Annotated in this window: 13 protein-coding genes; 12 read left to right on the top strand and 1 reads right to left on the bottom strand. The window is 40.0% G+C overall.

Annotated elements, in window-relative coordinates; genetic code table 11:
- Positions 1-37 precede the first annotated feature (37 nt).
- A complete protein-coding gene (locus U9R83_RS05135) occupies positions 38-1,588 on the bottom strand; it encodes a glycoside hydrolase family 10 protein (RefSeq protein ID WP_014461300.1) in 1,551 nt (516 codons plus the stop codon).
- A gap of 216 nt (positions 1,589-1,804) precedes the next feature.
- On the opposite strand from U9R83_RS05135, the gene U9R83_RS05140 reads away from it, so the two are divergent.
- The 12 genes from U9R83_RS05140 to U9R83_RS05195 all read left to right on the top strand — a co-directional run bounded on the left by U9R83_RS05140 (position 1,805) and on the right by U9R83_RS05195 (position 12,927).
- A complete protein-coding gene (locus tag U9R83_RS05140; RefSeq protein ID WP_316911493.1) occupies positions 1,805-2,659 on the top strand; it encodes a MurR/RpiR family transcriptional regulator in 855 nt (284 codons plus the stop codon).
- Positions 2,660-2,673: 14 nt separating this feature from the next.
- Entirely contained in the window at positions 2,674-2,979 is a 306-nt protein-coding gene (locus U9R83_RS05145) for a PTS sugar transporter subunit IIB (RefSeq protein WP_013082023.1), read from the top strand.
- 80 nt (positions 2,980-3,059) lie between these two features.
- A complete protein-coding gene (locus tag U9R83_RS05150; protein ID WP_328575081.1) occupies positions 3,060-4,361 on the top strand; it encodes a PTS sugar transporter subunit IIC in 1,302 nt (433 codons plus the stop codon).
- Between the two features lie 54 nt (positions 4,362-4,415).
- A complete protein-coding gene (locus U9R83_RS05155) occupies positions 4,416-4,682 on the top strand; it encodes a hypothetical protein (RefSeq protein ID WP_014461297.1) in 267 nt (88 codons plus the stop codon).
- Positions 4,683-4,698: 16 nt separating this feature from the next.
- On the top strand, positions 4,699-6,015 hold the full coding sequence (locus U9R83_RS05160; RefSeq protein WP_328575082.1) for a 6-phospho-beta-glucosidase: 1,317 nt from the start codon (positions 4,699-4,701) through the stop codon (positions 6,013-6,015).
- Between the two features lies 1 nt (position 6,016).
- On the top strand, positions 6,017-7,162 hold the full coding sequence (gene anmK, locus U9R83_RS05165) for an anhydro-N-acetylmuramic acid kinase AnmK (protein WP_328575083.1): 1,146 nt from the start codon (positions 6,017-6,019) through the stop codon (positions 7,160-7,162).
- Between the two features lie 17 nt (positions 7,163-7,179).
- Positions 7,180-7,512: a PTS lactose/cellobiose transporter subunit IIA gene (locus U9R83_RS05170; RefSeq protein WP_226556066.1), complete on the top strand. Its 333-nt coding sequence runs from the start codon at positions 7,180-7,182 to the stop codon at positions 7,510-7,512.
- Positions 7,512-8,600, top strand: coding sequence for a DUF871 domain-containing protein (locus tag U9R83_RS05175; protein WP_328575084.1), 1,089 nt, complete (start codon positions 7,512-7,514; stop codon positions 8,598-8,600). The genes U9R83_RS05170 and U9R83_RS05175 overlap by 1 nt, the downstream gene beginning before the upstream one ends.
- A gap of 4 nt (positions 8,601-8,604) precedes the next feature.
- Entirely contained in the window at positions 8,605-9,498 is an 894-nt protein-coding gene (locus U9R83_RS05180; protein ID WP_328575085.1) for a BadF/BadG/BcrA/BcrD ATPase family protein, read from the top strand.
- 35 nt (positions 9,499-9,533) lie between these two features.
- Positions 9,534-10,448 carry an N-acetylmuramic acid 6-phosphate etherase gene (murQ, locus tag U9R83_RS05185; RefSeq protein WP_014461291.1) on the top strand — a complete coding sequence of 305 codons (915 nt, stop codon included), beginning with the start codon at positions 9,534-9,536 and terminating at the stop codon, positions 10,446-10,448.
- Between the two features lie 169 nt (positions 10,449-10,617).
- On the top strand, positions 10,618-12,636 hold the full coding sequence (locus tag U9R83_RS05190) for a BglG family transcription antiterminator (protein ID WP_115653194.1): 2,019 nt from the start codon (positions 10,618-10,620) through the stop codon (positions 12,634-12,636).
- Positions 12,637-12,651: 15 nt separating this feature from the next.
- Positions 12,652-12,927 (top strand): PTS sugar transporter subunit IIB, encoded by a 276-nt coding sequence (locus tag U9R83_RS05195; protein WP_013055730.1) that lies wholly within the window; start codon positions 12,652-12,654, stop codon positions 12,925-12,927.
- The last annotated feature ends 2 nt before the right edge of the window (positions 12,928-12,929 follow it).

The following is a 12,929-nucleotide window of genomic DNA, read 5'->3' on the forward strand; positions in this document are numbered from 1 at the left end:
TCTTTATCCTACCATACATTTTGCTATAGAACCTTTTTTAATGAGATGCTTTTACAGTAAGTGTACGGGAAACAGCACTTTCGTTATGCAAACGGTCAACAGAGGTTACAACATATGTGTATGTTTGATTTTTGAGTGCGTTTTGATCTACAAACAATTGTTTTTCTCCTGTTTTTCGAACGGTTGTCAGCAAGTTTTCTGCGTTGTTAATATCGCCTTTTTTATTGCCTTGGAAGCGATAAATGGCATAATATGCGGAATCATTCTGCTGGTGATCTCGAATTTCAAACGCTGCTTCTTTTGTATGAGGGCCCGCGTTTTTTAATTTTGGTGCTTTTGGAGCCGTATCATCAAGCCAAGGCATTGACGGAATAAGAGCAGGATGTTTATAAATATCGTTTTGCAGCTTGTCCTTTATTCCTAGCGGGTTTCGGTTCAAATCTTTCAGGCTAAAATGCATGCTCCCCTGTACTTCTGGAAACTGGTGATTCAGAGCAATTTGCCTTGGATACTCATCGGGATCAGACCAAGCTTCCACCGCGTTGTTATTAATTTTGTAAGCAGCTTGTCCAATATAGAGGTGGACTGGCTTTCCGCGAACTTCATCTCTCCACCAGTTGAGCAGCGTATCGTAAGCAGCGGGTTCAAATCCGATATTCCAATAAATTTGCGGAGTGATGTAATCAATGTATCCATTTTGAATCCATGTACGCGTATCTGCATACAAATCATCGTAGTTTGTTTGTCCAGCAGTCGTCTCAGAGCCGGTTGGATCATTAGCGATGTTTCGCCATACGCCGAACGGACTGATGCCAAACTTCACGTATGATTTTGTTTTTTTAATAGACGTATTTAAATCTCGAACAAGCTGGTTAACATTGTCACGTCGCCAGTCTTCAATATTCGAAAACGTTTGAGCACCGTAGGTTTCATATGTTTTTTGATCTGGAAACGTTTGACCTGCAATTTTGTAAGGATAAAAATAGTCGTCCATATGAACAGCATCAATATCATAGTTTCTTACGACTTCGAGCACTTCTTCAATAATAAAATTTTTCACTTCTGGAATACCTGGGTTGTAGTAGAGTTGTTTTCCGTAGGAGACGACCCAATCAGGATGTTGTTTGGCAGGATGATTATCGGCAAGTTTGTTTAAATCGGTATGATTCATTGTAATACGGTAAGGATTAAACCATGCGTGGAATTCTAAGTTGCGCTTGTGTGCTTCCTCCACCATAAAAGCCAGAGGATCGTAGCCGGGATTTTTTCCTTGTGTACCGGTTAAATATTCTGACCACGGGCCATATTTTGAGGGATAAAAGGAATCAGCGGTCGGTTTAATCTGAACGACCACAGCATTCATCCCCATCTTTTGTACTTCATCTAGCAAATAAGTAAACTCTTTTTTCTGCTGCTCAACGGGAAGACCAGGCTGAGAAGGCCAGTCAATATTGTATACGCTTGCAATCCAAGCCGCTCGAAGCTCCCGTTTTTGATACGTAGTAGGTACGTCTGCTTTAGCAGGTAATGTGCTCGAACAAAACAGCAGTAAAAACAAGATGCCTCCAACCCATTTTTTAATATGCATGTTCGTTCCTCCTTCTTTTTTTGGTTGAGATAAAATTTCTTTCATAATATAGCATGCGGTCGTTATATTCACAATAGATTTTAATAAAATATTCTGAAAAATAAAATAAAGTTTTAAAAATATCAGAAAAATATTGAAATTAAACTTCAGAAAAAATATAATAATGGTAATTTAAAGAATATTTTAGAAATACGTTACTTAACGATGGAGGAATTCATGCGCCAATTTTCCGTACTTACTTTAATCGATGCACAAATGAATCATTACAGTCCTGCTGAAGGAAGAGTAGCTGATTACGTGTTAGAAAATCCTACGACCACGTTGAACTTAACGACCAAACAGCTAGCTAAGCATTGTCAGTGCAGCGAAGCTACGATTATCCGCTTTTGTCAGCGTGTAGGGATCAATAGTTTTAAAGAATTAAAGATTGAATTAGCAAAAGATGCCCATAAGGTGAATAACGAGCAGCTGCCGAATCTTCCGGTTAATTTTGAAGACGATACCGAAGCTGTGCTTGAAAAAGTCATGAGCAAAAGTATGAGCGCACTGATGAACACGAGTCGTTTAGTGAGCTCTTCTGCAATTGATGAAGCTGCGGAAGCTATTCATGGAGCGAAGCGAGTGTTTTTATACGGAGCAGGAGGGTCATCAGTGGTTGCACTAGATGCTCAGTATAAACTGCTTCGAATTGATATTTCAGCGCTGTTTTCATTAGATAGTCATGTTCAAATGGTGATGGCTACGAATATGACAAAAGATGATGTGCTGTTTGTAGTATCAACTTCTGGTCAAACAAAAGAAGTGGTGGAACTGATGCAAATAGCCAAAGATAAAGGAGCAGCGGTTATTTTGCTAACGCAGCACGGATCATCTCCAGCTTCTAGATTAGCTGATATTCTACTGACTATTTCAGTAGAAGAGCAGCATATTCGAATTGGAACGATGAGCGCTCGTATTGCTCAGTTAGCCATTGTAGATGCGATGTTTATACGGTTATGTATTCAAAAAGGCAATCAAGTGTTTGAACGCATAATCGATACACATAATGTAATTCAAAAAATAAAGAGGTAGGGGGAAACGAGAAAATGAAGGTATTGTTTGTATGTTCTGGAGGAATGTCAAGTTCAATTGTGGTAAAAGCATTAAAAACGGAAGCACAAAAGCACGGAACAGATATGGAAGTGCTGGCAATTGGGACAAATGAAGTGGCAGAGGAAATTCAAAAGGGCTGGGACGTTGTAATGGTTGCACCGCAGATTCGTCACCGGTTTAACGCAGTGAAAGCGGAAGCGGATAAAGCTTCTGTTCCATGCGGGCCCATTCCGCCGCAGGCTTATACGCCGCTTGGAGGTCCGACGCTTTATAAAACGGTTCAACAGCTCGTTAGCTGAGGAAAGCAGGTGTATTCCTGCTTTTTAAATAAATAGGGGATTTATTACACAAGGGGAGAATATAGAGGGGGAAAGGGTATATGAGCAAATTTGTGTCGTTTTTAGAGAACAATTTATCGGGACCCATGGCCAGGTTATCAGAACAGCGGCATCTTCAAGCCATTCGTGATGGTGTTATTTCCGCTTTGCCGTTTATCATTATCGGAAGTTTTTTCTTGATTCTAGCATTTCCGCCTGTGCCTCAAGATAGCACAATTGCGAAATGGGCAGCTGACAACAGCGCCAACATTTTAATACCGTATCGAGTAACGATGTTTATTATGTCTTTATATATAGCCTTTGGGATAGGGTATAACTTGTCCAAAAGCTATAATCTCGATCCGCTGTCAGGAGCACAAATTGCAGTAGCTGCACTACTTCTTACGCTGACTCCAAAGCTGATTGAAGAAGAAGGGTTTATGCTTCCAATGGCCAATCTGGGAGGTCACGGTTTATTTGTAACGATGATTGTATCGATTTTATCGGTCGAGATTCTCAGGTTTTGTAAAGCAAAAAATGTCACCATTAAAATGCCGGAACAAGTGCCGCCTTCGGTATCGAGGTCTTTTGAAGCACTAATACCGGTTGCGATTGTTGTTGTACTTATGACGATTATTACGATTGTTTTAGGTATCGATCTTCACCATTTAGTTGATAAACTAGTTGCTCCGCTTGTGGAAGCCGGAGATAGTTTAGCAGGAGTGTTAATACCGGTTTTCTTAATTACGTTTTTCTGGTCATTTGGAATACACGGCGTCTCTGTTGTTGGGACAGTGGCACGGCCTGTATGGGAAGTGTACCTAGCGAAAAATGCTGAAGCGGTGGCAGACGGAGCTTCCACACTTCCGTATATTGCACCTGAAACGTTCTTTCAGTGGTTTGTGTGGATTGGAGGATCTGGAGCAACGCTGGGCCTTGTTTTAGCTATGCTGTTTTTCTCAAAATCTAAATATTCGAAAGCGCTTTCTAGAACATCTTTTATTCCAGCGGTTTTTAACATTAATGAACCAATTATTTTCGGTCTGCCAATTGTCTTAAATCCTATTTTAATTATTCCATTTATCATCATCCCAATTATTACAACGATCATTTCGTATGCAGCAACGGCGACAGGCCTTATTACTCCAACCTACGTAATGGTTCCTTGGACGCTCCCGGCGCCAATAGGAGCTTATCTATCAACCGGAGGAGATTGGCGGGCGGTTGTGCTAGTCGTTATCAATATTGCTATTTCTGTTGTCATTTATCTTCCGTTCTTTAAAATTTATGACCGAAAAATGGTTGAAATGGAAAAAAGCGATGAAGCAACGGTTACACCATCCGATAGTTCAGTTCAAATGTAAAGAAAGAGAAGCCAACTTGTTTGGCTTCTATCTCTTTAATAGGAGTGAGGGTCAATGTTTGTTCGGTTTCGTTATAAAACAGTGTTTTTATTTCTATTAACCATGGTTCTTTGTAACGTTATTTTTACACCTCTGCTGCAGTATGCTGGTCTGTCAGCACAGCATAGTTTATTTGGCATTACAAGTCTGTCAGCAGCTTTGCTTACAACATTTATTTCTATTCGGCTTTCAACCGCAGCTTTATCTAAAACCGCTGTTTGTATACGCTTTGTTTTGCTAGGGGCAGGGTGCACAGCCGTTACATATTTAGCCGTTTTTTAACAAGGAGGGTCAAAAAATGAAAGTAGTGACAATAGGGGGAGGATCAAGCTATACACCGGAATTGGTCGAAGGGTTTATTAAACGATATAATGAGCTTCCAATTCGAGAGCTATGGCTTGTAGATGTTGAAGAAGGAAAAGAGAAGCTTGAAATTGTAGGAGCACTTGCTAGAAGAATGGTCAAAAAAGCAGGTGTTGATATGGAAATTCATTTAACGCTTGATCGAAAAAAAGCGTTAATGAATGCTGATTTTGTAACGACACAGCTTAGAGTAGGCCAGCTTGATGCGCGTATTCATGATGAACGTATTCCTCTTAAGTACGGAATGATTGGTCAAGAGACAAACGGGGCAGGAGGGTTATTTAAGGGCTTGCGAACAATCCCGGTTTTGTTGAAAATTGCCGAGGAAATACACGAAATTTGTCCAAATGCCTGGCTTATTAATTTTACAAATCCTGCTGGCATGGTAACGGAGGCGCTGCTTCGCTACGGAAAGCATTCTAAAGTAGTAGGAGTCTGTAACCTGCCTGTACATATGACAAACTCAATCGCCAGCTTGCTTCAAATCGAAAAAGAAGATGTTCACATTGAATTTGCAGGGTTAAATCACTTGGTATATGGGCTGCACGTGTATGCAAAAGGAAAGGAAGTAACGCAAGAAGTCATTCAGCGTTTAAGTGATCCAAAGTCCCAAGTAACAATGAGAAACATAGCTCCTATTCCATGGCAACCAGACTTTTTGGAAGCTCTTGGCGTGATTTTATGTCCTTATCACCGCTATTACTACAAAACAAAAGAAATAGTAGCAGAAGAGCTTGTGGCCTTTCAGTCAGGTACTACGCGCGCTGAAGTGGTCAAAGTACTGGAAGGAGAGCTTTTTGAACTCTACAAAAATCCAAATCTAGAAATTAAGCCTCCGCAGCTAGAAAAACGAGGAGGCGCTTACTACAGCGATGCCGCATGTAATTTAATTTCATCTATTTATAACGATAAAGGTGATATCCAAACATTAAATGTAAAAAACAATGGCGCTATTTCCTCACTCCCAAACGAATCTGCGGTTGAAGTAAACTGCGTGGTAACAAAGCAAGGACCAGTCCCACTCGCTGTCGGTGAACTTCCTGTAGAAGTGAATGGACTGGTACAGCAAATTAAATCGTTTGAACGAGTAGGAGCAGAAGCTGCGGTTACAGGATCTTACGAAAAAGCACTGGTTGCACTTACGATTAATCCGCTTGTTCCAAGTGACGAATTGGCTAAGTCGGTGTTAGATGAACTGCTTCAAGCTCATCGTAAGTATTTACCCGCTTTTTTTAAGGAAGTGAAAGCATAGTATGTATGCCGTTGGACTTATGTCGGGAACGTCACTGGACGGAATTGATGCAGCTCTTGTGGAGATTGAAGGAAGCGGCTATGAAAGTAAAGTTAAACTTCTTCAGTTCATTACCATGCCGTTTTCACCGCCGTTAAAAAAAGAAATTGAACAGGCGCTTTCTCTCGAACATTCAAATGTACAGCTGATCTGCAGCTTAAATTTTAAACTTGGCTATGCGTTTGCAGATGCAGTGAAAAGAGTATGCCAAGAAGCCGGGTTTTCTCTTGAACAAGTAGATGTCATTGGATCGCATGGGCAAACGATTTATCATCAGCCGTATGCTTTAGAAAATACAGCGATGTCTACACTCCAAATTGGAGAGCCCGCTGTTATTGCCTATGAAACCAAAACGAAGGTAGTAGCAAACTTCAGGGTGATGGACATGGCAGCGGGCGGGCAAGGTGCTCCGCTAGTTCCTCACACAGAACGGATTTTGTACAGCCACGCTGACCGTACAAGGCTGCTTCAAAACATTGGAGGTATTGGAAATGTAACGTTGATTCCTCCAAAACACTCTCCTATACCGGTAGTAGCTTTTGATACGGGGCCGGGAAATATGATGATAGATGAAGCGTGTCAGCAGCTTTTTAATATTTCATTTGATGAAAATGGGCGTTTAGCAGCTGGAGGAACTATTATTTCAGAGCTTTTAGAAGACTGTATGAATCATGATTACATGAAGCTTTCTCCTCCTAAATCGACGGGAAGAGAGCTGTTCGGTACACAGTACACAAGGAGACTGCTAGAGAAATATAGCAAACATAAAAAAGAAGATTTGCTAGCTACGATTACTATGTTCACGGCATCATCCATTGTACATCACTATGAAACATTTATTTTTCCTGCCTATTCTATTGACGAAGTAATTATTGGAGGAGGCGGAAGTTATAACAATACGCTTATGAATATGATTAAAGCCAAGCTAGGGAAGCGCTGCAGTGTGTATACACAAGAAGAAATAGGAATGTCTTCAGAAGCAAAAGAAGCCGTAGCTTTCGCAGTGCTCGCAAATGAAACACTTTCGGGTTATCCAAGCAATGTACCAAGTGCAACCGGCGCCGTGTCTCCTGTAATATTAGGAAACATTACGCCTGTACCACTATAAAAAAGGGGATGGAAGAAATGACAGAAGCAGCAAATATGGAAAATGAAATTTTTGAACTTATTGCATACGGAGGAAATGCTAGGTCACTGGCATACGAAGCATTAGAAGCAGCTGAAGATTATGATTTTAATAAAGCTGACGAACTTTTAAAACAGTCTCAAGAAGAGCTCGGTCATGCTCATAAAACGCAAACTGCGCTTATTCAACGTGAATTGAACGGAAAAACAATTGAAAAGTCGCTGCTTTTAATTCACGCACAAGATCATTTAATGACGGCTATTTCAGAGCAAAAATTAATTGAACATATGATTAAGCTTATTAAAAAATTTAAAAAAGAAGGCGAAAATTAATGAAAAAGCTAGGTATTGCGATTTATCCGGAACATTCGACCGTGGAAAAAGATAAAGCGTATATAGCACTTGCGCATCAATACGGATTTACACGTATTTTTACATGCTTGCTTTCTGTTGAAGGCGATCAGGAAAAGGTAATGGCAAACTTTAAAGAAATTATTGAGTTTGCCAATGAGCTAGAGATGGAAGTAGTAGTGGATATCGCTCCTCGCGTATTTGGAGCGCTTGGCATTTCTTATGATGATCTATCTTTTTTTCAAGAATTAGGGGCTTATGCTATTCGTCTTGATCTAGGCTATACGGGAAATGAAGAGTCCATTATGACCTTTAATCCATACGGCTTAAAAATTGAAATTAATATGAGTAATGCAACAAAGTATGTTGATAATATTTTAAGTTACCAGCCGAATCGAAAACAGCTATTGGGGTCGCACAACTTCTATCCTCATCGATACGCGGGATTGTCGTATGATCACTTTATGAAGTGTTCAGCGTTGTTTAAAGAACATAACCTTGAAACAGCAGCGTTTATTAATTCACCAAGCGCTACTTTTGGACCGTGGCCTGTTACTGAAGGGCTTTGTACGCTTGAAATGCATCGCACGCTTCCGATCGACGTGCAGGCTAAGCATCTTTTTAAAACGGGATTAATTGATTGTGCAATCATTGCGAATGCTTATGCATCGGAAGAAGAAATGAAGGCGCTGCGTGATGTTGTTCAGCAAGAGCGCTTTACCTTTAATGTGAACCTGTATGATACGATTACCGAGCTTGAGAAAAAAATTGTGCTGGAAGAGTTTCATTTTTACCGTGGAGACGTATCGGATTATTTAATTCGCTCTACGCAAAGCCGAGTAAAATATAAAAAAGAAGAATTCAAGCCTACGCATACTCCTTCCATTCGAAGAGGCGATATTTTAATAGAAAATGAACTCTACGGTCAGTACAAAGGAGAGCTGCAAATTGCGCTGTTAGACATGGAGAACTCAGGTAAAACAAACGTAGTAGGCCGCATTGCGGAAGAGGAAATTTTCTTATTAAATGAACTGCAGCCATGGGATAAATTTGCTTTTTGTGAGCGGTGATAAAATGGACTATATTATTGGTATTGACGGCGGGGGAACAAAAACAGAAGCCGTTGCGTACAGCTTAGACGGCCAACAGCTCGCTGCTTCAAAAAGCGGTTACGGCAATTTACTCATTAATTACAACACGGCTATTACTCATATTGATGAATGTATTATGGCGTGCAAAACTGAGCTTGCTGGTCATACATGTAAAGGCATTTCACTAGGACTTGCTGGAAGTAAATCATTATCCAAAGAAGAAATAAAAAGATATTTTTATAATCGTTATCAAGTAGAAGTAGGTTTATATGATGACGCCATGATTGCACATGAAGCACTACTGCATGGAAAAGAAGGGATTTTAACCATTGCAGGAACTGGAGCCGTCAGCATTGGAAAAAAAGACGGGGTATACGAATACGGAGGAGGGTGGGGACACCTTCTTGGAGATGAAGGAAGCGGATATTGGATTGGTCTTCAAGCACTTATATTGCTGACGAAAGAGCATGATCAAAACCGTCCGTACAGCAGCCTTAGTCAGACAATCTTGCAACATGTAAAAGCAGACACTATACACGACATAAAAAAGTTTGTCTACTCATCTCCTAAATCAGAAGTTGCTTCACTCACTCCGCTTGTTGTACAGCAAGCAAGAAATCATAAACAAGAAGCGAGTGACATCCTTCAACAGGCTGGAAAGAACCTTGCAAACATGACTCTTCATTTGTATAAGAAACAGCGGTTTGAAGGGAGCTGCTTGCTGGCATGCAAAGGCAGCATTTTAACGGAAATTCCAGAAGTGTTTGATGTTTATAAAAAAGCATGTGAGAAAGAAATAAAGCATATCCAGTGGGCAACACAGCGAGTATCATCTGCTAAAGGAGCTTATCAGCTGTTCATGAATGATTATAAATAGAGAAAAAATGATGGTGGAAAAGGCAGGGGATCACAGTGAACTTAAATCATATCTTAACAGAAAAACGCAATCCGCAAACGTTAAACATTGATGAATTATCAAGCCTGGAAATTGTAAAAAAAATTAATGAAGAAGATCACCAAGTGCCTCAGGCAATCAATAAGGTGCTGCCTGTTATTGCTCTGTTAGTAGATGAAATTGTCAGTGCTTTTAAACAAGGAGGACGTCTGATTTATATCGGAGCAGGTACAAGCGGGCGGCTAGGCGTGTTAGATGCATCTGAATGTGTACCAACATTCGGTACACCTGCCGAACAAGTAATTGGGATCATAGCCGGGGGAGACAAGGCGCTCCGGCATGCGTTAGAAGGAGCAGAAGATAATAAGAAACAAGCGATAGAAGATTTGAAAGCGATTAATTTATCAAATAAAGATATTCTTGTAGGGATAGCTGCAAGTGGAAGAACTCCTTATACACTCTCGGCGCTTGCTTATGCAAACAGCCTGGGGGCAGTAACGGGCTGCGTTGTAAATTCTCCTCAATCAGCTATGGAACAAGAAGCAAAATATGCAATAGTAGCAGAATCAGGGCCGGAAGTTGTAACAGGTTCTACAAGAATGAAAGCCGGAACTGCTCAAAAGCTTGTTCTTAATATGCTGACGACCGCTTCTATGATTCAAATCGGTAAAGTCTACAGCAATCTAATGGTAGACGTACAGCCGACTAATGATAAACTCGTACAGCGTGCTAAAAATATTATTGCAGAACTAACAGGCGTCTCATCAGAAGAGGCAGCGGAAAGTTTACAAACATACAAAACACCAAAAGCCGCTATCCTTGCGCTTCTTACTTCTATAGAAGGTGATGAAGTGCACCGGCTGCTTGATAAACATGACGGACATTTAAAAAAAGCGATTGGAGAAGCAGTGGAACAGCAGACTAAAAATTAACCCCTAAAAGAAGTGCATACAGCACTTCTTTTTTTTGTTGAGTACGTTTTTTGCACAATGTATGTGGGTGAATTCGGTCTAATCATTTTGCGAGACCCGTAGTATAGTAAAAGCATAAAGCATAGTAAGGATTTCAATTTGTGCACGAATTGGACTGAAGGTGATTCATGTGTTAGACAAACGCAGTACGGCCGTATTGCAAGTTTTGCTTCAAGCTGCAACATTTATACCGGTACAAGAGTTAATGAAACAGTTTCAAGTGTCAAGACGTACCATCTATTACGATATTGAGAAAATTAACGATTGGCTGTGTCAGCAAGAATTAGAGTTTGTTCAGTACACATATGGAAAAGGTTTTTTTCTAAACGATCAGGCAAAGGACCAAGTTGCTAAACAATTTTCTCATGTTATGCCATCTGCTTATTTATCAGTTGAGGACCGGCAAATATACGTTGCTTTGATGTGTATACTTCGAGGCGGAAAAATCGGAACTCAGCAGCTAATGGAAGAAACAGAAGTTAGTCGTAATACTGTGCTGCAAGACATTAAAGACTTAAAAAACAAGTGGGCAAAAAAAGATATATCTTTGATATACAGCTATAAAGATGGTTACGAGGCACAAGGATCTGAAAGCGACATTCGAAATTTGCTTTATATACACATCGCAGAATTAATAAGTCAACATCAAGAAGAATTGCTGAAAAGAGTCATGAAAGCAGATTACGAATATTCAATGATTTATAACTGGCTTGTGGAGTGTGAAGATAAACTAGGAATGGCGTTTACAGACAAGATGCTGACGCAATTAGCGTATATGCTCACATGCTGCATCCAGCGCATTCAAAGCAAGCGCTACGTAGACTCCTTGATTACTAGAAAAGACGAATTAGAAAAAACTAGGCAATATAAAGCGCTGCAAGAAATTGAAAGCGTTTTAGGGTTGGGGCTTCCATCACAAGAAAAGCACTATCTTGCCACTGTCTTACTAAGTGCAAAAGTAAATGTAGTAAATCAAGCAGATAGTGATGATTGGATGAGAAGCATTGTAAAAGAAATGGTATCGCGGTTTCAAGCCTATGCTTGTGTAGTATTTGAAGATCGAAACCGGCTTGAACAAAATTTATATATTCATTTGAAGACGGCTTATTACAGGCTTCTCTATAATATTCATCTCCCTAATCCTATGCTTTCGGCTATTCAAACAAAATATCAGGATATAGTGGAACTGACAAAAAAAGCGTTGCTTCCTTTAGAAAAAAGCCTTCAAACACGTATTAATGAAGACGAAATTTCTTATTTTGCTCTTCATTTTGGAGGATGGATGAAAAAACAAGCGGGAAGGCAAAAACAAAAGCGTATTGTTATTGTTTGTGCCAATGGAATTGGAACGTCTCGCATGCTTCAGTATCAGCTTGAACAACTGTTAACAGACGCTGAATTAATAGGGCCGATGACGGTAAGGGATTATGAACAATTTAAGGAAAGCTATGATTTAGTTATTACAACTACGCCGTTAAAAAAGCGAATGAACGTGATGCTTGTGAATCCTATTTTAACAGATGATGAAAAGCAGAGATTAATCGATTTAGTTGAACCATCTTCCTCTCAGCTAACGACTCAAGCCATCATGGGTATTATCAAGCAGCATGCAAATATACAAGATGAAAAAGCTCTGTTAGCTAATTTAAAACTGGTTATACAGCAATCTAAAAAAATGGTAAGAGAGGATAGAAAGCCAATGTTGCATGAAGTATTGCAGGAGCCATTCTTGCAGCTTACAGATTCAGCAGATGATTGGAAAGCAGCTGTTAGGCTTGCTGCCAAGCCTTTGCTGAACTACGAATATATTGAACCTTCTTATGTAGAGGCAATGATTAAAAGTGTAGAACAGTTAGGCCCTTATATTGTTATTGCGCCAAAAGTTGCGCTCCCTCACGCAAGGCCAGAAGAAGGTGTAAATCGTGTGGGTATGAGCATGCTTCGCTTAAAGGAACCCGTCTATTTTTCTACTGAAAAACAGCACGGAGCACAGCTAATTATCGTACTTGCTGCTACTGATAATGAAACCCACTTAAAAGCACTGTCTCAGCTTTCGATGATGCTATCTGAAAACGATAATATTGACAAGCTTATTGCAATGAAAACAAAACAAGAAATGCTTGCATTAATTGAAGCTTACTCAAATTAAAAGGAGAGATGAAAAATGAAAAAGATTTTAGTGGTATGCGGAAACGGTTTAGGAAGCAGTTTTATTGTGGAAATGAATGTAAAGAAAATTTTAGTAGAACTTGGTGTTGAAGCACAGGTATCTCATACAGATTTAACAACTAGTAAAACGGAGCAGGCAGATATCTATTTAGGATCTGCAGATATTGTAAATCAATTGGATGATGGCACTCGAACGGTCGTGGCACTGCAAAACATTTTAAATCAAGCGGAAATTAAAGGAGCACTGCAAAAATACTTCGTGGAGGCGTAAGC

Origin of the sequence: Priestia sp. LL-8 (assembly GCF_036227845.1) — a bacterium.
GTDB classification, from domain to species: Bacteria; Bacillota; Bacilli; order Bacillales; family Bacillaceae_H; genus Priestia; species Priestia zanthoxyli.

Bases quoted from the DNA above. Each gene is read 5' to 3' on its own strand.
- anmK (WP_328575083.1), top strand. From the start codon at position 6,017: ATGTATGCCGTTGGACTTATGTCGGGAACGTCACTGGACGGAATTGAT.
- U9R83_RS05145 (WP_013082023.1), top strand. From the start codon at position 2,674: ATGAAGGTATTGTTTGTATGTTCTGGAGGAATGTCAAGTTCAATTGTG.
- U9R83_RS05180 (WP_328575085.1), top strand. From the start codon at position 8,605: ATGGACTATATTATTGGTATTGACGGCGGGGGAACAAAAACAGAAGCC.
- U9R83_RS05150 (WP_328575081.1), top strand. From the start codon at position 3,060: ATGAGCAAATTTGTGTCGTTTTTAGAGAACAATTTATCGGGACCCATG.
- U9R83_RS05140 (WP_316911493.1), top strand. From the start codon at position 1,805: ATGCGCCAATTTTCCGTACTTACTTTAATCGATGCACAAATGAATCAT.
- U9R83_RS05175 (WP_328575084.1), top strand. From the start codon at position 7,512: ATGAAAAAGCTAGGTATTGCGATTTATCCGGAACATTCGACCGTGGAA.
- U9R83_RS05195 (WP_013055730.1), top strand. From the start codon at position 12,652: ATGAAAAAGATTTTAGTGGTATGCGGAAACGGTTTAGGAAGCAGTTTT.
- U9R83_RS05170 (WP_226556066.1), top strand. From the start codon at position 7,180: ATGACAGAAGCAGCAAATATGGAAAATGAAATTTTTGAACTTATTGCA.
- U9R83_RS05155 (WP_014461297.1), top strand. From the start codon at position 4,416: ATGTTTGTTCGGTTTCGTTATAAAACAGTGTTTTTATTTCTATTAACC.
- U9R83_RS05135 (WP_014461300.1), bottom strand. From the start codon at position 1,588: ATGCATATTAAAAAATGGGTTGGAGGCATCTTGTTTTTACTGCTGTTT.
- U9R83_RS05160 (WP_328575082.1), top strand. From the start codon at position 4,699: ATGAAAGTAGTGACAATAGGGGGAGGATCAAGCTATACACCGGAATTG.